The following is a 21,406-nucleotide window of genomic DNA, read 5'->3' as shown; positions in this document are numbered from 1 at the left end:
AGCAGGAGAGCGATAATGAAAACGCTGCTGATAAAAGATCCTTCCACTGGGCTGGCCTCTGGCTATATGGCGCAACAGCGCCTGGCCGCTGCGGCCGCGCAGGCTGGTTTAACCCTGACGGACAATCCGGCAGAAGCGGAGCTGGTGGTGGTCGCCGGTCGTGAACTGCCGAACGATAGCGCGCTAACCGGCAAAAATGTCTGGCTAGGCGATGTACAACAGGCGGTGCGCGCGCCGGAACAGTTCCTGGCGCAGGCGAAAGCGGAAGCCAGACCCTGGCAGCCCGCAACTGTCGCCGCCGCGCCCGCCCCCGCGCAGTCGGGTGGTCCAAAACGCATCGTCGCCGTCACGGCCTGCCCAACGGGCGTCGCGCATACCTTTATGGCGGCCGAGGCGATTCAGGCCGAGGCCACGAAGCGCGGCTGGTGGGTGAAGGTTGAAACGCGCGGGTCAGTCGGCGCAGGCAACGCCATTACGCCGGAAGAGGTCGCGGCGGCCGATCTGGTGATCGTGGCGGCGGATATTGAAGTGGACCTGGCGAAGTTTGCCGGTAAGCCGATGTACCGCACCTCTACCGGCCTGGCGCTGAAAAAGACCGCGCAGGAGCTGGATAAGGCGGTGGCTGAAGCCAAACCTTACAAAGCCACGGGCGCGCAGAGCAGCGAGTCGCAGGGCGACAAGAAAGAGAAAGCCGGCGCGTATCGTCATCTGCTGACCGGGGTTTCCTATATGCTGCCGATGGTGGTGGCGGGCGGCCTGAGCATCGCGCTCTCGTTTGCCTTCGGGATTACCGCGTTTAAAGAGCCGGGAACCCTGGCGGCGGCGCTGATGCAGATCGGCGGCGGCAGCGCGTTCGCGCTGATGGTGCCGGTGCTGGCGGGCTTTATCGCCTTTTCCATCGCGGATCGTCCGGGCCTGACGCCAGGTCTGATTGGCGGCATGATCGCCACCAGCATTAACGCCGGTTTCCTGGGCGGTATCATCGCCGGTTTTATTGCCGGTTATGCGGCGAAGCTGATTAGCGGCAAACTCAAACTGCCGCAGAGTATGGAAGCGCTGAAGCCGATTCTGATTATTCCGCTGGTCGCCAGCCTGATCACCGGCCTGCTGATGATCTACGTGGTCGGCAAACCGGTAGCGGCCATCATGTCTGGTCTGACCGCGTGGCTGGCGAATATGGGCACGGCGAATGCGGTGCTGCTGGGCGCGATCCTGGGTGGCATGATGTGTACTGATATGGGCGGTCCGGTCAACAAAGTCGCCTATGCCTTCGGCGTCGGCCTGCTGAGTTCGCAAACCTACGGACCTATGGCGGCGATTATGGCGGCGGGCATGGTGCCGCCGCTGGCGATGGGCATTGCGACGCTGGTGGCGCGCCGTAAGTTTAATAAAGGGCAGCAAGAGGGCGGTAAAGCGGCGCTGGTTCTGGGCCTGTGCTTTATCTCTGAGGGCGCCATTCCGTTCGCGGCGCGAGATCCGATGCGTGTTCTGCCCTGCTGTATCGCTGGCGGAGCGCTTACCGGCGCGATCTCTATGTACATCGGCGCGAAACTGATGGCGCCGCACGGCGGACTCTTTGTTCTGCTGATTCCTGGCGCGATTACCCCGGTACTGGGCTATCTGGTGGCGATTATCGCGGGTACTGCGGTGGCGGGATTAAGCTATGCCGTGCTGAAACGTCCGGAAGAGGAGCTGGCGAAAGCCTGATTTCTGCGGATAATAAAAAAAGGGAGCCGGCTGGCTCCCTTTTTTATGGCGCTTACGCGAAGGGCGCGGTTCGACGGCCATGCGCTCAGGGCATCCCTGCGCGCCCGGCCTGCGCACAGGCATCTTATTCCTGAGGCGCGCCCCTCAGGACCCAGCGTGCTGCGCTGACTCAACGCGCTTCCGACGTCGCGGCATCCTTAGCCTGGGTCTGTGCCGCCTGTGTTGCACCTCAGTGCGATTCAGACGCGGCCAGGCGGTTTTTACCGCTTCTGCTCTGACTTCAGCCAGGCAATCTCATCTTTCCAGATGTCCGGATTGATGGTTTCCAGAATCATCGGGATGCCGTCAAAGCGTTTATCCTTCATCAGCCAGCTAAACACGGTCTTACCGATATTGCCTTCGCCCAGGCTGTGATGACGGTCGACGCGGCTGCCGAAGGCGCTTTTGGCATCGTTAAGGTGCATACCGCGCAGATACTGAAAGCCAACGATGCGTTCGAATGCCGCGAAGGTCTCTTCACAGTCCGCTTCGGTACGCAGGTCGTAGCCGCCCGCAAAAGCATGGCAGGTATCAATACAGACGCCGACGCGGGATTTGTCTTCCACATGCTCGATGATGGTCGCCAGATGCTCAAAGCGAAAACCCAGATTGCTGCCCTGTCCGGCCGTATTCTCAATCACCGCCACCATCTGCGACGTTTTCTCATGGGCGATATTGATGGATTCGGCAATGCGCTTCAGACAGGTCTCTTCCTCGATCTGGTGCAGATGGCTGCCCGGATGGAAGTTAAGCAGCGTCAGACCCAGCTGCTCAGCGCGCTGCATCTCGTCAATAAAGGCTTCGCGCGACTTTTCCAGGGCGTCCATTACCGGATGGCCGAGGTTAATCAGATAGCTGTCGTGCGGCAGGATCTGCTGCGGACCGAAATTATATTTCTCGCAGGCGGCTTTAAACGCATCGATCGTGGCCGTGGAAAGCGGTGCGGCCTTCCACTGCCGCTGGTTTTTGGTAAACAGAGCAAATGCCGTCGCTTCCAGTTCGTGGGCACGAATGACTGCCTGATCTACGCCGCCAGCAGCGCTGACGTGCGCGCCGATATATTTCATGCCGCTTCTCCTGAAAAGGCTGACTTAAAGAAGCCCGCATCATACCCGATGCGTCTAACGCGTGAAATGCTGCGCCAGCAGATTGATTGCGCCGCCGCCGACGATCAGCCAGAGAAAGACCATCAGCCCCAGCAGCAGCGGTTTGACGCCCGCCTGGCGCAGCGCGCTGAAACGGGTGGTCAGGCCAAGCGCCGCCATCGCCATCGCCAGCAGCACATTCGTCAGCTGGTTAATGTCGGCGACCCAGGCCGCAGGCAGTAAGTGCAGTGAGTTAAACAGCGCCACGCCAGTAAACCCCAGCGCGAACCAGGGAAACACGATCCCCTGACGCGGCGTCGCGCGCGTCTCGCGGCGCAGCCAGCCGCTCAGACAGAGCAAAAAGGGCGCGAGCATCATCACGCGCAGCATTTTGGCAATCACTGCGCTGTTCTCGGCGTCGGGACCGATGGCATGTCCGGCGGCCACCACCTGCGCGACCTCATGCAGGGTCGAGCCGGTATAGACGCCAAACTGCGCGGCGCTAAGCTGCGGAAACTCAGCCTGCGCCAGCGGCCAGAGCAGGGGATAGATCACTATCGCCAGCGTGCCAAACAGCACCACGGTCGCCACCGCCACCGCCACTTTTGACGGGGCCGCTTTCACGACCGGCTCCGTCGCCAGCACTGCCGCCGCGCCGCAGATGCTGCTGCCCGCGCCGATCAGCCAGACTGTGTCGCGATCCAGTTTCAGCAGTTTGATCCCCAGCAGGCAGGTTATCAGGAAGGTGCTGCTGAGCGTGAGGAGGTCGATGATCACGCCGCCCAGGCCCACATCCGCCAGTTGCTGTAGCGTAATGCGAAAGCCAAACAGTATGATGCCAAGACGCAGCAGCTTCTGCTTTGCCAGCAGCACCCCGGCGTCGCACTGTGCGGCAACCGCAGGGTAAAGCGTGTTGCCCAGCACAATGCCAAGCATAATGGCCAGCGTCAGCGCACCCAGCCCCAGGGCGCTAAACGCCGGACGCTGCGCCAGCCAGGCCGCGCCGCCGGCAATCGCGGCGGTCAGCAGCAGGCCAGGAAAACGGTGTTGAACAACCAAGGGAAATCTGGGAAAACTCAGCTCTGCCATAATGCGCTCCTTATGTTGAGAGAAGCATGCGTCGCGCTGGCTTAAAAGTGAAATTGATAATATATTTATAATTAACCAGATTAAACGATAAGGCCGGATGATGTTATTTGCCCGTTTGCGCCGCTGGGCCGCCCTGATAAAAAAAGATGTGCTGACGCTGTGGTTCGCCTGTCGCGATCCGCGCACGCCCTGGTGGTTCAGGCTGCTGGCGTTTGGGCTGGTCGCCTATGCCCTTAGCCCCATCGATCTTATTCCCGATTTTATCCCCATTATCGGCCTGCTGGACGATGCGATTATTGTTCCGCTCGGCGTGCTGCTTCTGCTGCGGCTACTGCCGCGCGACGTGCGCATCAGCAGCGCCGAGCGCGCCGAAGTACAGCGCGCGCGCGGCAAAAAAGTGGTCAGCGGCTTTGGCCTGGTGCTGGTGTTGGCGATCTGGCTGGCGGTGCTGGTTTATCTCATACACCGCTATGCCATGTAGGGAAGCGTTATGCATATCACGCTACGGCAAATAGAAGTCTTCACCGAGGTGCTGAAAAGCGGCTCGACCACCCAGGCCTCTCAGGTGCTGGCGCTCTCACAGTCTGCGGTGAGCGCGGCGCTGGCGGATCTGGAAAACCAGCTTGGCGTGCAGTTGTTTGACCGCGTCGGCAAGCGGCTGGCGCTGAATGAACATGGGCGCCTGCTTTATCCGCGCGCGATTGGCCTGCTGGAACAGGCAGGCGAAATCGAACAGCTGTTTAAAGAGGACAATGGCGCAATCCGCATCTATGCCAGCAGCACCATCGGCAATTATCTGCTGCCGGGCATGATCGCCGCCTACCGCCGCGACTTTCCCGACCTGCCGCTGGAGCTGAGCGTAGGCAACAGTCAGGACGTGATCAATGCGGTGGCGGATTTTCGCGTGGATGTCGGCCTGATCGAAGGTCCCTGTCATATGACGGAACTGGTGAGCGAAGCCTGGCTGGAGGATGAGCTGGTGGTCTTCGCCGCGCCGGACGCCGCGATTTTGCGCCAGCCAGTGACGCTGGAGAGCCTGGGCCATGCGCCCTGGATCCTGCGCGAACGCGGATCCGGCACGCGAGAAATTGTCGATTATCTGCTGCTGTCGCATCTGCCCAGCTTTCAGCTGGGCATGGAGCTGGGTAATTCCGAGGCGATCAAACATGCGGTACGGCACAATATGGGGATCAGCTGCCTGTCGCGTCGCGTTATCGCCGATCTGCTGGAGGCGGGCACCTTAGTGGAACTGACTCTGCCGCTGCCGCGCCTGACGCGTACTCTCTATCGCATTCATCACCGGCAAAAGCACCTTTCCAGAGCGCTCAACCGCTTTCTTTCCTACTGCCGCGAGTAGCGGCAAAAGGTTTTTGCTTATAATTCAGTGGCGATTATGAAGGTAACTAATAACAGGGCGTCAGTGCTATACAGAGCAGGGTGAATTGCTACAATCGCGCCTCATTTTTAGCGAGCCTAGTGTTTACACATGCAGAACGACACAAATACAACACAACAACCTGCGTTACGACGCGAGTTAAAGGCGCGTCACCTGACGATGATCGCCATTGGCGGATCGATTGGCACCGGCCTTTTTGTGGCATCGGGTGCCACCATCTCTCAGGCGGGACCGGGCGGCGCGCTGCTCTCCTACGCGCTGATTGGCCTGATGGTCTACTTTCTGATGACCAGCCTTGGCGAGCTGGCGGCTTTTATGCCGGTTTCCGGCTCTTTCGCCACCTACGGTTCGAAATATGTGGAAGAAGGCTTCGGCTTCGCCCTGGGCTGGAACTACTGGTACAACTGGGCGGTGACTATCGCGGTGGATCTGGTGGCCTCACAGCTGGTGATGAATTACTGGTTCCCTGACACGCCGGGCTGGATCTGGAGCGCGCTGTTCCTCGGTCTGATGTTCCTGCTCAACTTCATCTCCGTGAAAGGCTTCGGCGAAGCGGAATACTGGTTCTCACTGATTAAGGTCGCCACCGTGATTATCTTTATCGTGGTCGGCGTGCTGATGATCCTCGGCATTTTCCGCGGCGGCGAGCACGCTGGCTGGCAAAACTGGCAGGTGGGCGACGCGCCCTTCGCCGGAGGCTTTGCCGCGATGATCGGCGTGGCGATGATTGTCGGCTTCTCGTTCCAGGGAACTGAACTGATCGGCATCGCGGCGGGCGAATCAGAAGATCCGGCAAAAAATATTCCGCGCGCGGTGCGTCAGGTGTTCTGGCGTATTCTGCTGTTCTATATCTTCGCCATTCTGATTATCAGTCTGATCCTGCCGTATACCGATCCGCAGCTGCTGCATAACGATGTCACCGACATCAGCGTCAGCCCCTTTACGCTGGTATTCCAGAACGCAGGCCTGCTGTCGGCGGCGGCGGTGATGAATGCGGTGATCCTGACGGCGGTATTGTCGGCGGGCAACTCCGGCATGTATGCCTCGACGCGTATGCTGTACAACCTGGCGAGCGAAGGCAAAGCGCCGCGCATCTTCGCGAAGCTGTCGAAGGGCGGGGTGCCGCGCAACGCGCTGATCGCCACCACGGTGGTGGCCGCGCTCTGCTTCCTGACCTCAAAATTTGGCAATCAGGAAGTTTATCTGTGGCTGCTGAATACCTCAGGTATGACCGGCTTTATCGCCTGGCTGGGGATCGCCATCAGCCACTATCGTTTCCGCCGCGGCTACGTTGCGCAGGGCCATAGCCTGAGCGATCTGCCGTACCGGTCGGGCTTTTTTCCGGTAGGGCCTGTTTTCGCCTTCGTGCTCTGTCTGATCATTACGCTGGGTCAGAACTATCAGGCATTCCTTAACGACAGCATCGACTGGTACGGCGTGGCCGCAACCTATATCGGTATTCCGCTGTTTTTGCTTATCTGGATGGGTTACAAGCTGACGCGCGGAACGCGTTTTGTGAAATACAGCGAGATGGAATTTCCGACGCATAAAGAGTAAGCCGTCGAACAGAATGAAAAGCGCGGCCTGGCCGCGCTTTTTTTGTTGCAGAGCCGGTTTGTTTAAGTTGAAGAATTGATAATTATTATCATCTGCTCTATTGTTGCAGCGTTTTCGATCGAACCCTTTAGACAGGCTTTTTATGACGGACTCTACACTGCCCGCGCAGAGCGCAATGGGCCGCTATCAGCAGGTATTGCGTCGTCGCATGCTGATGATCGCCGTACTGGCGCTGGCGATTGTCGCCTCGCTGGTGCTGGACTTTACCCTTGGCCCGGCCGGACTTTCGCTGCCGACCCTGTGGCAGTCGCTGCTTCATCCCGCGGCGGTTGACGCCGGAACGCGCGTTATCGTCTGGGACATTCGTTTACCCTATGCGCTGATGGCGGTCGTGGTGGGATGTTGTCTTGGGCTGGCAGGCGCCGAGATGCAGACCATCCTCAACAACCCTCTCGCCAGTCCCTTTACCCTTGGCGTCTCGTCGGCGGCGGCCTTTGGCGCGGCGCTGGCGATTATTCTTGGCATCGGCATTCCCGGCGTGCCGGATCAGTGGCTGATATCCGCCAACGCCTTTGTTTTTGCGCTGTTTGCCGCGCTGATGCTGGACGGCGTGACGCGCTGGACGCGGGTTTCCACCTCCGGCGTGGTGCTGTTCGGCATTGCGCTGGTGTTCACCTTTAACGCGCTGGTGTCGATGATGCAGTTTATCGCCAGCGAAGATACCTTGCAGGGGCTGGTGTTCTGGACCATGGGCAGCCTGGCGCGCGCCTCATGGGAGAAGCTGGGCGTGCTGAGCGCGGCCTTTGCGCTACTGCTGCCTTTTTCGCTGCTCAGCAGCTGGAAGCTGACCGCGCTGCGCCTCGGCGAAGATCGCGCGGTGAGTTTCGGCATCGACGTGCGTCGCCTGCGTCTTGCGACGCTGCTGCGCATCAGTATCCTCTCCGCGCTGGCGGTGGCTTTCGTCGGACCTATCGGCTTTATCGGACTGGTGGCGCCGCATATCGCCCGCATGATGTTTGGCGAAGACCATCGCTACTATCTGCCTGCCAGCGCCCTGACCGGCGCGCTGGTGCTGTCGATGGCGTCGGTCGCCTCGAAGAACCTGATCCCCGGCGTGATTATCCCGGTCGGGATCGTCACTTCGCTGGTCGGCGTGCCGTTCTTCCTGAGTATTATTCTGCGTCATCGGGGGAATGTATGAGTCAGGGGCTGACGCTTAAGCACTTCACGACGGGCTATCCGAAACGCAAAGTCATTGAGGATCTCAACGTCGCTCTGCTGCCGCGCGGCAAGATTACCGTGCTGCTGGGTCCCAACGGCTGCGGCAAATCGACGCTGCTGCGCGCGCTGGCTGGACTGAATAAAGGGCAGGGCGAACTGTGGCTGAACGGCGAAGAGCTGATGCAGCAGCCGTTCGCCCGCCGCGCTCAGCGCGTGGTTTACCTGCCGCAGTCGCTGCCTGCGGGCGTGCATCTGCATGTGCTGGAATCCATTATCGTGGCGCAGCGCGCCTCTGGCGGCCTGCATAACGCGGCCAGCGAAGCAGAGGTGATGTATCTGCTGGAGCAGCTCGGCATTTCACACCTGGCGATGCGCTATCTCGATCAGCTCTCCGGCGGCCAGAAGCAGCTGGTTGGGCTGGCGCAGTCGCTGATCCGTCGCCCGGAACTGCTGCTGCTGGATGAGCCGCTGAGCGCGCTGGATCTCAACTACCAGTTTCACGTGATGGATCTGGTGCGGCGTGAAACGGCGCAGCGCAATATCGTCACCGTGGTAGTGGTGCATGACATTAATATCGCGCTACGCCATGCGCATCATGCGCTGATGTTGAAAGAGGGCGCGCCGATCGCCGACGGCGCGCCGGACAAGGTGATCACGCCGGAAACGCTGGCGCAGGTGTACGGCGTAAGAGGGCGTATTGAGCGCTGCTCGCAGGGGATGCCGCAGGTGATGATCGACGGGCTGGCCGACTCGGCGCTGGTTTAAGCAGCGCGCGCCCGCGACTGACCGGGTCCGAAGAGCAAAGCGTCCCGCATAAAGATGTGCGGGACGAGATGCCGTTTTTGCGATCGCGCCATGCCAGCCGTATGCGCGCTGTGCTTGCCGCTGGTGCGCTTTACAAAAAGTTCAGGGCCGCATCGCGGCCCTGAATGTTCTACACCAGCAGATGCTGCGCATGGAAGCGCAGATGATCCTCAACGAAGGTCGCAATGAAGTAGTAGCTGTGGTCATAGCCAGGCTGCACGCGCAGCGTCAGCGGGAATCCCACCTCTTTTGCTACCCTGTCCAGCCGCTCCGGCTGAAGCTGATCCGCCAGGAACTGATCGCTATCGCCCTGATCGATCAGGATCGGCAGACGTTCCTGCACTTCGCGCATCAGCGCGCAGCTGTCATAGCCGCGCCAGGCCGCGCGATCGTCGCCCAGGTAGGCGCTGAAGGCTTTTTGCCCCCAGGGCACTTCACAGGGATTAACGATGGGCGCGAACGCCGACGCTGAGGCAAAGCGATTGCCGAGGCGCAGCGCCAGCATCAGCGCGCCGTGTCCACCCATCGAATGCCCCATAATCGACTGACGCTCGCTGATGCTGAAGTTGTCAGCGACCAGCGCTGGCAACTCCTGGCTCAGGTAGTCGAACATACGATAGTGCGCCGACCAGGGGGCCTGGGTCGCGTTGAGATAGAAACTCGCGCCCTGACCGAGATCGTAACCCTCGTCATTGGCGACCGCCTCGCCGCGCGGGCTGGTGTCCGGCATAATCAGTACCAGGCCCAGCTCCGCCGCGACGCGCTGCGCCCCGGCTTTGGTGCTGAAGTTCTCGTCCGTACAGGTCAGTCCGGCTAAAAACCACACCGCAGGCGGCGGCATGTCGCCTTTGGGATTGGGTAAAAAGATGCTGAAGGTCATCGGGCAGTTCAGCACGGCTGACTGATGACGCCAGCGTTGCTGCCAGCCGCCAAACATCCGGTGTTCTTCCAGCAGTTCCAGCGTGGATGCCATATCGCCTCCGATTACTTGTTAAAGTGCACCACCGAACGGATCGATTTCCCTTCATGCATCAGATCAAACGCCTCGTTGATCTCTTCCAGCGGCATGGTGTGGGTAATAAAATCGTTCAGGGCGAATTTACCGTCGAGGTAATCCTTCACGATGCCCGGCAGCTGAGAGCGGCCTTTCACGCCGCCAAAGGCGGAGCCGCGCCAGACGCGTCCGGTGACCAGCTGGAAGGGGCGGGGGGAAATCTCTTCGCCTGCGCCCGCCACGCCGATAATCACCGACTCGCCCCAGCCTTTATGGCAGCACTCCAGCGCCGAACGCATCACGTTGACGTTGCCGATACACTCAAAAGAGAAGTCCACGCCGCCGTCGGTCATCTCGACGATAACGTCCTGAATAGGCTTCTCGTAATCTTTCGGGTTCACCAGATCGGTTGCGCCCAGCTTGCGCGCCAGGTCGAACTTGCTGGTGTTAATATCGATGCCGATGATACGCCCGGCTTTGGCCATTTTCGCGCCGATAATCGCTGACAGGCCGATGCCGCCCAGGCCGAAAATCGCCACGGTATCGCCTTCTTTCACTTTAGCGGTATTCATCACCGCGCCCATGCCGGTGGTCACGCCGCAGCCCAGCAGGCAGACTTCTTCCAGCGGCGCTTCTTTGCTGATTTTCGCCAGCGAAATTTCGGGTACGACGGTGTATTCCGAGAAGGTCGAGGTGCCCATATAGTGAAAAATCGGCTTGCCGTCTTTGAAGAAGCGGGTGGTGCCGTCCGGCATTAGTCCTTTGCCCTGCGTGGCGCGAATGGCCTGGCACAGGTTAGTCTTGCCTGACAGGCAGAATTTACACTTGCCGCACTCCGGGGTGTAAAGCGGGATAACATGGTCGCCAACTTCAACGCTGGTAACGCCTTCGCCGACGGCTTCCACAATGCCGCCGCCTTCATGCCCCAGGATCGCCGGGAATACGCCTTCCGGATCTTTACCTGACAGGGTGTAGGCATCGGTATGGCAGACGCCGGTGGCGACAATGCGTACCAGCACTTCGCCTTTCTGCGGCGGCATCAAATCCACTTCTTCGATTTTCAGCGGTTCGCCAGCAGCCCAGGCAACGGCGGCGCGGGTTTTAATCATGTTCATGCAATCCCTCTTGCAGTCAGATGGGAACGCGCCGGAGCGGTCGCGTCCGTGGGTCGTAATATCATTAAAAGTAGCGCGTAAAAGCGTAATCAGTCTGCGATCGGTAGCGGATGCAGCAGCTGATCGTCCTGCGGACGGTCGTCAAACATATCGATAATTAAATATTTCAGGGCTTCGACGTTGGGCGTAAAGGCATCGCGCCGCCACATCAGCCAGGTTGCCGTATCGCGATACTGCGCCGGCAGCTCATGCGCCTGCACGCGGGCGCGTTCAGGCATCTGCTTCAGCACCGATTCCGGGATCATAGCCACGCCTGCGCCGCCCGCCACGCAGGCCATCATGGCGTGATAGGATTGAATTTCCATGACGCCGCCGGGCGCGACCCCGCTGTCGCGATACCAGCTTTCCAGCTTTACGCGGTAGGAGCAGCTGTTGCGAAAGGCGAACAGCGTGTCGTTCTGCGCGTCGCGCGCGCTTTGAACGGGCGCGTGATCCAGGCTGGTGATTAGCGTCAGGGTTTCACGGAAGGCGATGCAGCCGTTGAGATCGTCATAGGGCGCCGGGCCGTCCACCAGCGCGGCGGCCAGCGTGCCTTCGCGCACCTTGTCGATGATTTCGCCGGAGGTGCTGGTGATCAGCGACAGCGCCACCTGCGGATAACGCTGATGATAGGCCGCCAGCAGACCCGGCAGGCGCGTTGCGGCCGTGCTCTCCATTGAGCCGAGGGCGAAATTTCCGGCCGGTTCGCCTGCGCGCGCCATGTTCAGCGCCTCCTCGCTCAGCGCCAGGATGCGCTGCGCATAGTTGAGAAAGTTGTGGCCCATCGGCGACAATCGAATGCGCTGCTTCTCGCGAATAAACAGGTCAACGCCTGCCTCTTCTTCGAGCTGGCGCAGCCGCGTAGTAAGGTTAGAGGGGACACGATGCAGCTGCTCCGCGGCACGGGCCAGCGAACCGGTCTCTGCCACAGAACAGAACATACGTAGCTGGACAAGATCCATATGTTCTCTTCTCGTAAACAACTTGATGTGAATTATTCAGTTTTCGTGAGTTTAATCAGCTGGCATGGTATAAGCAAGCGATAATAAAAATGCAGGAGTAGGGACATGGCTTTTCGCGTGGCGATTAGCGCCTTTCTGGCGCTGGTTGTGGTGATGGGGATAGGACGTTTTGCCTTTACGCCGCAGGTGCCGTTAATGATACATGACGGTCAGCTGACGCTGACCAGCGCCAGCCTGGTGGCGGCGCTCAACTATCTCGGCTATCTGTGCGGCTCTTTTGATGCGATGCGGGCGCGCCGCCACGTTGAGCTGCGCCTACAGCTGGGCGTCTGGGGCGCAGTGATCCTGACGCTGCTTTCCGCCTGCGTCAGCGGCCCCTGGCTACACGGCGCGGTGCGCTTTCTTATCGGCTGGGCCAGCGGCGTCGCGCTGGTGCTGGTGGCCGCCTGGAGCAGTGAAAAACTGTATCACTATGGTCGTCCCGGCCTGTCGGCGGCGGTGTTCGCCGGACCTGGCGCGGGGATTTTTATCAGCGGTCTGCTGGCGGTGCAGCTGCATGCCTTTCAGGCTTCCGCCGCGCTGGCGTGGGCGGCTTATGGCGCGCTGGCGCTGCTGTTTATCGCCGCTATCGCGCGTAATCTGCCGCGCCGCCTCGGCGATCTGCATCGCCCTGAGCAGGCCCCGCAGCCGCTGGTGCTGACCCCGGATCTGCGACGGCTGGTGCTGAGCTACAGCCTGGCCGGTTTTGGCTACATCTTGCCCGCGACTTTTCTGTCGCAGATGGCGGCGGCACGCTTTCCCGATGGCGTTTTTGCCCAGTTTGTCTGGCCGATCTTTGGCGGCGCGTCGATAGTGGGCATCGCGCTGGGCATCCTGACGCGCGGCTTTTCCAGCAACAACCGGCGGCTGGCGCTGGTGCTCTGGGCGCAGGCGCTGGGGGTCGTGGCGGCGGCCTGGCTGTCGGGCTTTAGCGGTCTGCTGATCGGCGCGCTGCTGGTCGGGGGCGGGTTCCTTTGCGTGGTGCAGCTTTCACTGGCGTACGCGCGCGAGCTGGCGCCTCTGCATACGCGCTATATGGCCGGCCTGCTTACTACCGGCTATGCGGTCGGTCAGCTGGTGGGACCGGTGCTGTCATCGCTCTCAACCGCGCTGCTGCATCGGCTGGAGCCTGCGCTGTGGATTGCCGGTCTGGGGCTGGCCGCTGGCGGTCTGCTGGTCTGGCGGCGATCGTCATGAAAAGCTTTCATTGCCGATTGGATTGATTACTGGATTACCCTGACGGAAAGCTTCACAATACGCGCCTGGAATTGAACCCGCCGGTCTCTCCGGCGGGCGTTACACCTGCGGAGATGAGTACGATGAGCACCCTTAGTCAGGAAGCAATCCTGGTTCACGAAGCGCTGCTGGCGCGAGGCCTGGAAACGCCGTTACGCGCGCCGACGCGTGAAATGGATGATGAAACCCGTAAGCGCCTGATTGCCGGCCACATGACTGAGGTCATGCAGCTGTTGAATCTGGATCTTGAGGATGACAGCCTGATGGAGACGCCGCATCGCATCGCCAAAATGTATGTGGATGAGGTGTTTTCTGGCCTGGATTACGCCAACTTCCCGAAAATTACCGTTATTGAAAACAAGATGAAAGTGGATGAGATGGTGACGGTTCGCGACATCACGCTGACCAGCACCTGTGAACACCACTTTGTTATTATCGACGGTAAAGCGACGGTGGCCTATATCCCGAAAGAGAAGGTCATCGGCCTGTCGAAGATTAACCGTATCGTGCAGTTCTTCGCCCAGCGTCCGCAGGTGCAGGAGCGCCTGACTCAACAGGTGCTGGTTGCGCTGCAAACGCTGCTTGGCACCAATAACGTCGCGGTCTCTATCGATGCGGTGCACTACTGCGTCAAGGCGCGCGGCGTGAAAGACGCCACCAGCGCAACCACGACGACGTCTCTGGGCGGCCTGTTTAAATCGAGCCAGAATACCCGCCAGGAGTTCCTGCGCGCGGTGCGCCATATCTAAAGGTTACCGTCAGCCTTAGCCGCCGCCTGCCGCTTCTGGCGGCGGCGTCTCACGTCAACAGGGATCGATATGCAACGTTATCCAGCGCTGGATTTTATTCGCGGCTGCGCCATTCTCGGCATTCTGTTGCTTAATATCGTTGGCTTCGCCTTACCTTCCGCCGCCTATCTTAATCCTGCCTGGCAGGGCGATCCCGCCCGCGATGAGGTATGGACCTGGGCGGTGCTGGATACGCTGGCGCAGCTGAAATTTCTGACCCTTTTTGCTCTGCTGTTCGGCGCGGGCTTACAGATGCAGCTACCGCGCGGCAGCCGCTGGCTGTCGGCGCGCCTGACGCTGCTGGCGCTGATCGGCCTGTTTCACGCCGTGGCGATGTGGGAAGGGGACATCCTGCTCGATTATGCCATCGTGGGCCTGATTGTCTGGCGCATGCTGCGCGACGCGCCCTCGACGCGCAGCCTGTTTCATACGGGCGCGCTGCTCTATCTGATGGGCTGCGGCGTGCTGCTGATCTTCGGCGCTATCTCCGATCCTGAACCCAGCGGCTCATGGCTGCCCGGCGCAGCCGAACTGGAGTATGAACGCTTCTGGAAGCTGGCCGGAGGATGGGAAGCGGTAGATAACCGACTCGATCACCTCTCTTCCAGCCTGATGGCGCTGGCGTCGCAGTATGGCTGGCAGCTGGCGGGGCTGATGATGATGGGCGCGGCGCTGCTGCGCTCTGGCTGGCTAACCGGTGATTATCCGCTCGCGCACTACCGGCGCTGCGCCGCGCTGCTGCTGGCGGTGGGCTATGCGATCGCCTTATCGGGCGTGGTGTCGCAGTGGATGCTGCACTGGTCGTTTCGCTGGAGCGGCTTTTATTTGCAGGTGCCGCGCGATCTCGCCAGCCCTTTTATCAGTCTGGGCTACGCGGCGGCGATACTGGGATTCTGGCCGCAGCTGGCGCGCTGGCGTTTTAGCCATGCTATCCAGTGCGTTGGCCGCATGGCGCTGAGTAATTACCTGTTGCAGACGCTGATTTGCACCACGCTGTTTTACCGCTTTGACCTCTTTATGCGTTTCGACCGCCTGCAACTGCTGGCGTTTGTTCCGGCTATCTGGCTGATTAACCTCCTTTTCTCTACCCTCTGGCTGCGGTTTTTCCCGCAGGGACCGCTTGAGTGGCTGTGGCGTCGCCTGACCACGCTGGCGGCCGGCAAGCCGTCGACCCGCTCCTCGCTCAGAAAATGATATTCATCACAAAGGTTACATAATTGTATGTAACCGTTTTCATCAGTGTGACGCAATTCACGCTGCTGCCTGGCTGCGCCTGACAGAATAGCGCCGGATTACTTCCTGGCGTGATGCCTTTATTTCCTCTGTGGAACAGCTGCATGATAACGATTCGTGATGTTGCCCGTCTGGCCGGGGTGTCGGTGGCGACCGTCTCACGCGTGCTGAATAATAGCAGCGCCGTCACTGCCGACACGCGTGAAGCGGTGCTACAGGCCGTGGAGTCCCTGGGCTACCGCCCCAACGCCAACGCGCAGGCGCTGGCGACACAGGTCAGCGATACCATCGGCGTCGTCGTAATGGATGTCTCCGATCCCTTCTTCGGCGCGCTGGTCAAGGCGGTGGATACCGTCGCGCAGCGCCTGCAAAAGCATGTCCTGATCAGCAACTCCTGGCATCAGGAAGACAAAGAACGCCACGCCATCGAAGTGCTGATCCGTCAGCGCTGTAACGCGCTGGTGGTGCATGCGAAAACGCTTTCAGATGACGAGCTGGCGAGTTTTATGCAGCAGGTGCCGGGTATGGTGATGGTCAACCGCATTGTACCGGGCTTTGCCCACCGCTGCGTCAGTCTGGATAACGTCGCGGGCGCGCTGATGGCCACCCGCATGCTGATGCAGCAGGGGCATAGCCGTATTGGCTACCTCTGTTCCAGCCATCCTATCGAAGATGTGCAGCAGCGGCGCGATGGCTGGCAGCAGGCGCTGGCGGAGCAGGGGATTAGCCCGCACGAAAGCTGGATAGCCAGCGCCGAACCCGATATGCAAGGCGGCGAGGCGGCGATGGTCGAACTGCTGGGACGCAATGTGCATCTCAGCGCCATTTTCGCCTACAACGATAGTATGGCGGCAGGCGCGCTCACCGCGTTAAAAGACAATGGCATTCAGGTGCCGCAACACTTTTCCGTGATTGGCTTCGATGATATTCCCATCTCTCGCTACACCGACCCGCAGCTGACAACGGTCCGTTATCCTATTGTTTCCATGGCGAAACTGGCGACCGAACTGGCGCTGAGCGGCGCGGCGGGGCAGCTGGATGCCAGCGCGCAGCATGTCTTTATGCCTACGCTGGTACGCCGTCATTCTGTGGCGCAAAGACAAAATGTGGAGTCGGTCACTAATTCAGGCGATAGCGCCATGTAACCGTTTTCAATCTGTGATTGTATTCACAGTTAATTAACATGGCCCTTACTATGATGGCAGCGTCTTACTGGACTGAAACATTATGTAACGCTGTATTAACTCCCGGATGGCGCGGTTTCAGTCAGCCGTGAAAAAAGGTTCAAACATCTTCAGGACGCGTTGTCGCACAAGGAAGTCAGGTTTCTGGACGGCGGTTCAGCGGCGTAGCGTGATGTCACCCGCTTCTTTTTGATTCGCCGAATCATCTTTTACCGAAAGCTCATTCGCGCCTGACGCGGCTGAGCCAGTACTACCCTGCAAAAAACCGGAGATACCATGAATAAGAAGGTTTTCACGCTTACTGCTTTAGTCGCCAGCATGATGTTCGGCGCGACAACACACGCAGCGGACACGCGTATCGGCGTGACCATCTATAAATATGACGACAACTTCATGTCGATGGTGCGCAAGGATATTGAGAAAGAAGCGAAAGCCGTCGGCGGCGTGCAGCTGCTGATGAATGACTCGCAGAATGACCAGTCAAAACAGAATGACCAGATTGACGTTCTGATGGCGAAAGGCGTGAAGGCGCTGGCGATTAACCTGGTAGACCCGGCAGCGGCGGCGGTTGTGATCGATAAAGCGCGCGGCAACGATGTGCCAGTGGTGTTCTTCAACAAAGAACCTAACGCAAAAGTGCTGGCCAGCTACGACAAAGCCTACTATGTGGGCACCGACTCTAAAGAGTCCGGCATTATTCAGGGCAAACTGATTGAGAAGCACTGGAAAGCCTCGCCGAACTGGGATCTGAACAAAGATGGTCAGATTCAGTTCGTGCTGCTGAAAGGCGAACCGGGTCACCCGGATGCGGAAGCGCGTACCAAATACGTCATCGACACCCTGAATCAGGACGGCCTGAAAACGCAGCAGCTGGCGATGGATACCGCCATGTGGGACACCGCTCAGGCTAAAGACAAGATGGACGCGTGGCTCTCAGGTCCGAACGCTAACAAGATCGAAGTGGTTATCGCCAACAACGATGCGATGGCGATGGGCGCGGTTGAAGCGCTGAAGGCGCACAACAAAACCTCTATTCCGGTATTCGGCGTCGATGCCCTGCCGGAAGCGCTGGCGCTGGTGAAATCCGGCGCGCTGGCCGGCACCGTGCTGAACGATGCGGAGAACCAGGCGAAAGCGACGCTGGATATGGCGAAAAACCTGGCTGACGGCAAAGCCGCCACCGAGGGCACCAGCTTTAAAATCAGCGACAAGATTGTCCGCGTCCCTTACGTGGCGGTGGATAAAGAGAACCTGTCTCAGTTCCAGAAGTAATCCTGTCCGGGCGCGGCCAGGTCGCGCCCTGTTTTTACGTGACCAACGCTTTTTTTAGCCAGGTAAATTATGGCCAGTGATAATCCGACCGCGCAGCGTGAATATCTGCTGGAAATGACGAATGTGTCAAAATCATTTCCAGGGGTTAAAGCCTTAGATAATGTGAATTTAAAAGTGCGGCCTCACTCCGTTCATGCACTGATGGGTGAAAACGGCGCAGGGAAATCAACGTTATTAAAATGCCTGTTTGGCATTTATAAAAAAGACACGGGGAGCATCCTGTTTCAGGGTGAAGAAATCGATTTTAAAAGTTCTAAAGAAGCGCTGGAAAATGGCGTTTCTATGGTGCACCAGGAGCTGAACCTGGTATTACAGCGCACCGTTATGGACAACATGTGGCTGGGCCGCTATCCGCGCAAAGGGCCGTTTGTCGATCAGGATAAAATGTATCGCGATACCAAAGCGATATTCGAAGAGCTGGATATCGATATCGATCCGCGCGACAAAGTGGCGAATCTGTCGGTTTCCCAGATGCAGATGATTGAGATTGCCAAGGCGTTCTCCTATGACGCCAAAATCGTCATCATGGACGAACCGACCTCGTCGCTGACGGAGAAAGAGGTGAACCACCTGTTCACCATTATTCGTAAGCTGAAAGATCGCGGCTGCGGCATAGTCTACATCTCGCACAAGATGGAAGAGATTTTCCAGCTATGCGACGAGATCACTATTCTGCGCGACGGTCAGTGGATCGCCACCCAGCCGCTGGAAGGGCTGGATATGGACAAGATCATCGCCATGATGGTCGGTCGCTCCCTGAACCAGCGCTTCCCGGATAAAACCAACGTACCGGGCGAAACCATTCTGGAAGTGCGTAATTTAACCTCGCTGCGTCAGCCGTCGATTCGCGACGTTTCGTTCGATCTGCATAAAGGGGAGATTCTGGGGATTGCCGGGCTGGTGGGCGCAAAACGCACCGATATCGTCGAGACCCTGTTTGGCATTCGTGAAAAGGTCAGCGGCACCATTAAGCTGCACGGCAAGGCGATTAATAACCACAGCGCTAACGAAGCCATTAACCACGGCTTTGCGCTGGTGACGGAAGAGCGCCGCTCAACCGGTATTTACGCCTTCCTGGATATCGGGTTTAACTCGTTAATCTCGAATATCAAAAAATATAAAACCAGTATCGGGCTGCTGGATAATAAACGTATGAAGAGCGATACCCAGTGGGTGATTGACGCCATGCGCGTCAAAACGCCGGGACATCATACGCAAATTGGATCGCTTTCGGGCGGTAACCAGCAAAAAGTCATTATTGGCCGCTGGTTATTAACGCAGCCTGAAATCCTGATGCTTGATGAACCGACGCGCGGTATTGACGTCGGGGCAAAATTCGAAATTTACCAGCTGATTGCCGAGCTGGCGAAAAAAGAGAAGGGCATCATTATTATTTCGTCCGAAATGCCGGAGCTGTTGGGCATTACCGATCGTATCCTGGTAATGAGCAACGGCCAGGTGGCGGGCATTGTAGATACCAAGACAACCACGCAGAACGAAATATTGCGTTTAGCGTCATTACACCTTTAATGAAGCAAGGGCTGTTAACATGAAAGCGACTACAAAAAAGAATGCGCTAACCTGGCTGAAAGAGGGCGGCATTTATGTCGTTCTGCTGGTATTACTGGCTATTATTATTTTCCAGGATCCGACGTTTTTAAGTTTGATGAACCTGAGTAATATTCTTACCCAGTCATCAGTACGTATTATCATCGCGCTGGGCGTGGCGGGGTTGATCGTTACTCAGGGTACGGATCTCTCTGCGGGACGTCAGGTCGGCCTGGCCGCCGTGGTCGCGGCAACGCTGCTCCAGTCAATGGAGAACGCCAATAAGGTGTTCCCGACGCTGGATACCGTGCCGATTCCGCTGGTGATCCTGGTGGTGTGCGTGATTGGCGGCCTGATCGGCCTGCTGAACGGCGTCATTATCGCCTATCTCAAGGTCACGCCGTTTATTACCACGCTTGGCACCATGATTATCGTCTACGGCATCAACTCGCTCTATTATGACTTCGTCGGTGCCTCGCCAATCGCGGGTTTCGACAGCGGCTTCTCGAAATTTGCTCAGGGCTTTTTCCGCTTTGGCGATTTTAAACTGTCGTACATTACCTTCTACGCCATCGTCGCCATTGTTTTCGTCTGGGTGCTCTGGAACAAGACGCGCTTCGGCAAAAACATTTTTGCTATCGGCGGCAACCCGGAAGCGGCGAAAGTTTCTGGCGTTAACGTTAATTTCAACCTGATCCTGGTGTATGCCCTTTCCGGCGTGTTTTATGCGTTTGGCGGGATGCTGGAAGCCGGTCGTATCGGCAGCGCCACCAACAACCTCGGCTTTATGTATGAGCTGGACGCCATCGCGGCGTGCGTGGTGGGCGGCGTCTCCTTTGCCGGCGGCGTAGGTACGGTGGCCGGCGTCGTGACCGGCGTGATTATCTTTACCGTTATCAACTACGGCCTGACCTATATCGGCGTTAACCCCTACTGGCAGTACATTATCAAGGGCGGCATCATTATTTTCGCCGTCGCGCTGGACTCGCTGAAATACGCGCGTAAGAAGTAAGAGTAAAGATGAGTTAAAAAATAGCGACCTTCGGGTCGCTTTTTTTTGTCCGGCGTAAAGGGAAAATCAGACGTTAAAAGGGGGATGGCTGGGCGCTAACGCAGGCAGTTGCGCAACCGCTTAAGGCATCTCTGCCCGCTCGTCCCGCATGATGACATACACTTATGCCTGAGAGGCATCCGTACACGGGCCACGCGCTGCGCTGTTGAAAACGCTCCCGGCGTATTTGTTCCTGGCGCGGGACGCCATGCTCCACAGCCCCTGTCCGTTTAAGCTGTTTAAGCCGCTGACTTATTTACGCGCCTTCTGCTCGCTTTCCAGCAGCTGTTCCGGCGTCACCGCCGGATAGCTCTGAGCATCTTCCGGCACCTCGTGCACCGCAGGAATCGGCACCAGCGGACCGAGGAAGCGCGGCTCGCGCTTCATCAGGTAGAGATCCGCCAGCGCGCCGAGACGCGCGCCGACCTCGCGGAATCGCACGCTGAGCATATTTTTAGGCGACGGCACGGCATAGCACTGCGCCTGAATACCCATATGCAGGGCGATATAGAGCGCGCGCTCGCAGTGGAAACGCTGGGTAATAATAATAAAGTCGTTGGTGTCGAACACTTTGCGCGTGCGCACAATGGAATCCAGCGTACGGAAACCCGCATAGTCCAGCACAATGTCCTGCGGGTCGACGCCAGCTTTGATCAGATCGCGGCGCATGGTCATAGGTTCGTTATAGTTGCTCGCGGCGTTGTCGCCGCTCAGAAGCAGGTAATTGACCTTGCCGCTGTTATAAGCGTTCAGCGCGCCCTGAATACGATAAAGGTAATACTGATTATAAACGCCGGTACGGTAATACTTCGCCGTGCCCAATACCACGCCAACCTGACGATGCGGTAATGAGGCGACATCTTCATAAATAAAAGGGGCGGTTTTCCAGCTGATCCAGCGATCCAGGCCGAGCGCAGTCGCCACCATCAGTAAGATGATGAACAGAAGACCAATAAAAACGCGTTTTAACATACGCGCAGGCGCTCA

The 21,406-nt window shown here is 58.5% G+C and carries 19 protein-coding genes; 13 read left to right on the top strand and 6 right to left on the bottom strand.

Going from position 1 to position 21,406, the window contains the following annotated elements; all coding sequences use genetic code 11:
* Positions 1-15: 15 nt before the first annotated feature.
* Entirely contained in the window at positions 16-1,707 is a 1,692-nt protein-coding gene (gene fruA / locus BBB56_RS12180; protein ID WP_123801220.1) for a PTS fructose transporter subunit IIBC, read from the top strand.
* Positions 1,708-1,967: 260 nt separating this feature from the next.
* Here fruA and nfo read toward each other — a convergent pair whose 3' ends face one another.
* Both nfo and BBB56_RS12170 read right to left on the bottom strand, forming a co-directional pair.
* Complete coding sequence (gene nfo, locus BBB56_RS12175) at positions 1,968-2,813, bottom strand: deoxyribonuclease IV (protein ID WP_123801219.1); 846 nt, start codon at positions 2,811-2,813, stop codon at positions 1,968-1,970.
* Between the two features lie 54 nt (positions 2,814-2,867).
* Positions 2,868-3,920 (bottom strand): YeiH family putative sulfate export transporter, encoded by a 1,053-nt coding sequence (locus BBB56_RS12170; RefSeq protein ID WP_123801218.1) that lies wholly within the window; start codon positions 3,918-3,920, stop codon positions 2,868-2,870.
* A 100-nt stretch (positions 3,921-4,020) separates the two neighbouring features.
* Here BBB56_RS12170 and BBB56_RS12165 point away from each other — a divergent pair, with 100 nt between their 5' ends.
* The 5 genes from BBB56_RS12165 (at position 4,021) to BBB56_RS12145 (ending at position 8,859) form a co-directional block, all read left to right on the top strand.
* Positions 4,021-4,401: a YkvA family protein gene (locus tag BBB56_RS12165; RefSeq protein ID WP_123801292.1), complete on the top strand. Its 381-nt coding sequence runs from the start codon at positions 4,021-4,023 to the stop codon at positions 4,399-4,401.
* 9 nt (positions 4,402-4,410) lie between these two features.
* On the top strand, positions 4,411-5,277 hold the full coding sequence (yieE, locus tag BBB56_RS12160) for a DNA-binding transcriptional regulator YeiE (RefSeq protein ID WP_123801217.1): 867 nt from the start codon (positions 4,411-4,413) through the stop codon (positions 5,275-5,277).
* A gap of 129 nt (positions 5,278-5,406) precedes the next feature.
* The gene (locus BBB56_RS12155) at positions 5,407-6,873 is read left to right on the top strand and encodes an amino acid permease (protein ID WP_123801216.1); all 1,467 of its coding nucleotides are present in this window, start codon (positions 5,407-5,409) and stop codon (positions 6,871-6,873) included.
* 142 nt (positions 6,874-7,015) lie between these two features.
* Positions 7,016-8,074, top strand: coding sequence for a FecCD family ABC transporter permease (locus tag BBB56_RS12150; RefSeq protein WP_123801215.1), 1,059 nt, complete (start codon positions 7,016-7,018; stop codon positions 8,072-8,074).
* Entirely contained in the window at positions 8,071-8,859 is a 789-nt protein-coding gene (locus tag BBB56_RS12145) for an ABC transporter ATP-binding protein (protein ID WP_123801214.1), read from the top strand. The genes BBB56_RS12150 and BBB56_RS12145 overlap by 4 nt, the downstream gene beginning before the upstream one ends.
* Positions 8,860-9,028: 169 nt before the next feature.
* Here BBB56_RS12145 and fghA read toward each other — a convergent pair whose 3' ends face one another.
* From fghA to ptrR, 3 genes are all read right to left on the bottom strand, one after another.
* Positions 9,029-9,871, bottom strand: a complete 843-nt coding sequence (fghA, locus tag BBB56_RS12140; protein WP_123801213.1) for an S-formylglutathione hydrolase — start codon at positions 9,869-9,871, stop codon at positions 9,029-9,031.
* A gap of 11 nt (positions 9,872-9,882) precedes the next feature.
* The gene (locus BBB56_RS12135) at positions 9,883-11,007 is read right to left on the bottom strand and encodes an S-(hydroxymethyl)glutathione dehydrogenase/class III alcohol dehydrogenase (protein ID WP_123801212.1); all 1,125 of its coding nucleotides are present in this window, start codon (positions 11,005-11,007) and stop codon (positions 9,883-9,885) included.
* Between the two features lie 89 nt (positions 11,008-11,096).
* Positions 11,097-12,008 (bottom strand): putrescine utilization regulator PtrR, encoded by a 912-nt coding sequence (gene ptrR / locus BBB56_RS12130; RefSeq protein ID WP_123801211.1) that lies wholly within the window; start codon positions 12,006-12,008, stop codon positions 11,097-11,099.
* Between the two features lie 105 nt (positions 12,009-12,113).
* Here ptrR and BBB56_RS12125 point away from each other — a divergent pair, with 105 nt between their 5' ends.
* The 7 genes from BBB56_RS12125 to mglC all read left to right on the top strand — a co-directional run bounded on the left by BBB56_RS12125 (position 12,114) and on the right by mglC (position 20,380).
* The gene (locus tag BBB56_RS12125) at positions 12,114-13,244 is read left to right on the top strand and encodes a YbfB/YjiJ family MFS transporter (RefSeq protein ID WP_123801210.1); all 1,131 of its coding nucleotides are present in this window, start codon (positions 12,114-12,116) and stop codon (positions 13,242-13,244) included.
* Positions 13,245-13,366: 122 nt separating this feature from the next.
* Positions 13,367-14,032: a GTP cyclohydrolase I FolE gene (gene folE, locus BBB56_RS12120; RefSeq protein ID WP_033750312.1), complete on the top strand. Its 666-nt coding sequence runs from the start codon at positions 13,367-13,369 to the stop codon at positions 14,030-14,032.
* A 69-nt stretch (positions 14,033-14,101) separates the two neighbouring features.
* Positions 14,102-15,265 (top strand): DUF418 domain-containing protein YeiB, encoded by a 1,164-nt coding sequence (yeiB, locus tag BBB56_RS12115; RefSeq protein ID WP_123801209.1) that lies wholly within the window; start codon positions 14,102-14,104, stop codon positions 15,263-15,265.
* Positions 15,266-15,408: 143 nt separating this feature from the next.
* On the top strand, positions 15,409-16,449 hold the full coding sequence (galS, locus tag BBB56_RS12110) for an HTH-type transcriptional regulator GalS (protein ID WP_123801208.1): 1,041 nt from the start codon (positions 15,409-15,411) through the stop codon (positions 16,447-16,449).
* A 315-nt stretch (positions 16,450-16,764) separates the two neighbouring features.
* The gene (mglB, locus tag BBB56_RS12105) at positions 16,765-17,760 is read left to right on the top strand and encodes a galactose/glucose ABC transporter substrate-binding protein MglB (RefSeq protein ID WP_123801207.1); all 996 of its coding nucleotides are present in this window, start codon (positions 16,765-16,767) and stop codon (positions 17,758-17,760) included.
* 69 nt (positions 17,761-17,829) lie between these two features.
* Positions 17,830-19,350, top strand: a complete 1,521-nt coding sequence (gene mglA, locus BBB56_RS12100; protein ID WP_123801206.1) for a galactose/methyl galactoside ABC transporter ATP-binding protein MglA — start codon at positions 17,830-17,832, stop codon at positions 19,348-19,350.
* Between the two features lie 19 nt (positions 19,351-19,369).
* The gene (gene mglC / locus BBB56_RS12095) at positions 19,370-20,380 is read left to right on the top strand and encodes a galactose/methyl galactoside ABC transporter permease MglC (RefSeq protein ID WP_123801205.1); all 1,011 of its coding nucleotides are present in this window, start codon (positions 19,370-19,372) and stop codon (positions 20,378-20,380) included.
* A gap of 291 nt (positions 20,381-20,671) precedes the next feature.
* On the opposite strand, the gene sanA is transcribed toward mglC, so the two are convergent.
* Positions 20,672-21,391: an outer membrane permeability protein SanA gene (gene sanA, locus BBB56_RS12090; RefSeq protein WP_123801204.1), complete on the bottom strand. Its 720-nt coding sequence runs from the start codon at positions 21,389-21,391 to the stop codon at positions 20,672-20,674.
* Positions 21,392-21,406: the final 15 nt, after the last annotated feature.

It is taken from the genome of Candidatus Pantoea deserta, from assembly GCF_003813865.1.
In the GTDB taxonomy this organism is placed as follows: domain Bacteria; phylum Pseudomonadota; class Gammaproteobacteria; order Enterobacterales; family Enterobacteriaceae; genus Pantoea; species Pantoea deserta.
Note: the sequence above shows the minus strand (reverse complement) of the source record. Positions and strands in the feature narration are given on the sequence as shown.

Bases quoted from the DNA above. Each gene is read 5' to 3' on its own strand.
- yeiB (WP_123801209.1), top strand. From the start codon at position 14,102: ATGCAACGTTATCCAGCGCTGGATTTTATTCGCGGCTGCGCCATTCTC.
- BBB56_RS12165 (WP_123801292.1), top strand. From the start codon at position 4,021: ATGTTATTTGCCCGTTTGCGCCGCTGGGCCGCCCTGATAAAAAAAGAT.
- BBB56_RS12135 (WP_123801212.1), bottom strand. From the start codon at position 11,007: ATGAACATGATTAAAACCCGCGCCGCCGTTGCCTGGGCTGCTGGCGAA.
- BBB56_RS12145 (WP_123801214.1), top strand. From the start codon at position 8,071: ATGAGTCAGGGGCTGACGCTTAAGCACTTCACGACGGGCTATCCGAAA.
- yieE (WP_123801217.1), top strand. From the start codon at position 4,411: ATGCATATCACGCTACGGCAAATAGAAGTCTTCACCGAGGTGCTGAAA.
- BBB56_RS12150 (WP_123801215.1), top strand. From the start codon at position 7,016: ATGACGGACTCTACACTGCCCGCGCAGAGCGCAATGGGCCGCTATCAG.
- ptrR (WP_123801211.1), bottom strand. From the start codon at position 12,008: ATGGATCTTGTCCAGCTACGTATGTTCTGTTCTGTGGCAGAGACCGGT.
- folE (WP_033750312.1), top strand. From the start codon at position 13,367: ATGAGCACCCTTAGTCAGGAAGCAATCCTGGTTCACGAAGCGCTGCTG.
- BBB56_RS12125 (WP_123801210.1), top strand. From the start codon at position 12,114: ATGGCTTTTCGCGTGGCGATTAGCGCCTTTCTGGCGCTGGTTGTGGTG.
- mglC (WP_123801205.1), top strand. From the start codon at position 19,370: ATGAAAGCGACTACAAAAAAGAATGCGCTAACCTGGCTGAAAGAGGGC.
- BBB56_RS12155 (WP_123801216.1), top strand. From the start codon at position 5,407: ATGCAGAACGACACAAATACAACACAACAACCTGCGTTACGACGCGAG.
- nfo (WP_123801219.1), bottom strand. From the start codon at position 2,813: ATGAAATATATCGGCGCGCACGTCAGCGCTGCTGGCGGCGTAGATCAG.
- fghA (WP_123801213.1), bottom strand. From the start codon at position 9,871: ATGGCATCCACGCTGGAACTGCTGGAAGAACACCGGATGTTTGGCGGC.
- mglB (WP_123801207.1), top strand. From the start codon at position 16,765: ATGAATAAGAAGGTTTTCACGCTTACTGCTTTAGTCGCCAGCATGATG.
- galS (WP_123801208.1), top strand. From the start codon at position 15,409: ATGATAACGATTCGTGATGTTGCCCGTCTGGCCGGGGTGTCGGTGGCG.
- BBB56_RS12170 (WP_123801218.1), bottom strand. From the start codon at position 3,920: ATGGCAGAGCTGAGTTTTCCCAGATTTCCCTTGGTTGTTCAACACCGT.
- sanA (WP_123801204.1), bottom strand. From the start codon at position 21,391: ATGTTAAAACGCGTTTTTATTGGTCTTCTGTTCATCATCTTACTGATG.
- mglA (WP_123801206.1), top strand. From the start codon at position 17,830: ATGGCCAGTGATAATCCGACCGCGCAGCGTGAATATCTGCTGGAAATG.
- fruA (WP_123801220.1), top strand. From the start codon at position 16: ATGAAAACGCTGCTGATAAAAGATCCTTCCACTGGGCTGGCCTCTGGC.